The following is a 1,310-nucleotide window of genomic DNA, read 5'->3' as shown; positions in this document are numbered from 1 at the left end:
AGCGCGAGCTCTGATCAGTGAGATGGCGTTCGTCGAGTTCACCTTGCCCGGTCGATCTCGGTTGTAGTGCGGTACTGACCTAGGGTTGGACGCATGGACGCTGACATCAATTTCTACTTCGACCCAGTCTGTCCCTTCGCCTGGATGACCAGTAAGTGGGTGCGGCAGGTGCAAAAGCAACGCGACTATACCGTGGATTGGCGGTTCATCTCGTTGCGCCTGATCAACTCCCACGTCGACTACGACGCGCACTTCCCGCCCGAGTACGAAGCTGGCCATACCGCCGGGCTCCGGCTCCTGCGGGTAGCCGCCCGGGCGCGAGCGGAGCACGGCCGCGCGGCAATCGCGCCGCTGTACGCCGCCTTCGGGACCCACATCTTCGATACCTCCCCCAGCCCGGACGACCATCGAACCGAGGTCAACCTGCGTGAGCTCCGCGGGACGCGTGAGTTTGTGGAGCCGATCCTCGCCGAGGCGGGCCTGCCGCTCGAGCTGGCGGAAGCTCTCGACGACGAGTCCTGGGACAGGGAGATCCAGCAGGAGACGGACGAAGCGCTCTCGCTGACGGGAAAAGACGTGGGCACGCCCATCATCCACTTCGAGCCGCCCGCCGGTGTTGCCTTCTTCGGGCCGGTGATCAGCCGGCTGCCAGACGAGGACTTGGCGGTCGAGTTGTGGGACCACGTGGTTGCTCTGGCCCGCTTCCCGGGTTTTGCCGAGCTCAAACGCAGCCTGCGCGAGCAGCCACAGCTGGCCGCGTTTGGAGTCGACGCGGGCACTGTCGGAAAGCAGGAGGACTGGCACGGTGGCAGTCGTCGGCGGCAGAAGTGACCTCGTTCGTTAGGATAAACGCATGAGTGAGACGAGCATTCTCAGCCATCAGGAGTCGGTCATCGTCGAGGCGTCGGCCACGTTTCTCTATGACCTACTCTCCGACATCACCCGCACCGGCGAGTGGAGCCCGGTCTGTACATCGTGCTGGTGGGACAACGAGGCCGAGGCCGGTCGGGTTGGTGCCTGGTTCACCGGGCACAACGAGCTCCCGCACCGGACGTGGCAGACCCGGTCTGAGGTGGTGACGGCAGAGCGCGGTCACGAGTTCGCCTGGGTGGTGGGCGGCAGCTTCGTGCGCTGGGGCTTCAGCTTCGCGGCCGCGCAGACCGGGACGAAACTCACTGAGTCTTGGGATTTCCTGCCGGACGGGATCGCCATGTTCGAGGAGAAGTTCGGCGAAGACGCACACACTCAGATCATCGACCGCACCCAGCAAGCCCTCGACGGCATCCCGAAAACCCTCGCCGCAATCAAGC

The 1,310-nt window shown here is 64.5% G+C and carries 2 protein-coding genes; both read left to right on the top strand.

Translation table 11 applies throughout. From position 1 onward, the window contains the following. Positions 1 to 93: 93 nt before the first annotated feature. Positions 94 to 831, top strand: coding sequence for a hypothetical protein (locus tag CXY73_RS00060; RefSeq protein ID WP_104176385.1), 738 nt, complete (start codon positions 94 to 96; stop codon positions 829 to 831). A gap of 22 nt (positions 832 to 853) precedes the next feature. Then, positions 854 to 1,310 (top strand): SRPBCC family protein (locus CXY73_RS00055; RefSeq protein WP_104176384.1); only part of this gene is annotated, 457 nt, incomplete at its 3' end.

Origin of the sequence: Cryobacterium sp. Y50 (genome assembly GCF_002929805.1) — a bacterium.
Classification (GTDB): domain Bacteria; phylum Actinomycetota; class Actinomycetes; order Actinomycetales; family Microbacteriaceae; genus Cryobacterium.
This window is presented reverse-complemented; position numbering and strand designations above follow the sequence as displayed.

Coding starts and splice junctions, on each gene's coding strand:
- CXY73_RS00060 (WP_104176385.1), top strand. CDS start 94: ATGGACGCTGACATCAATTTCTACTTCGACCCAGTCTGTCCCTTCGCC.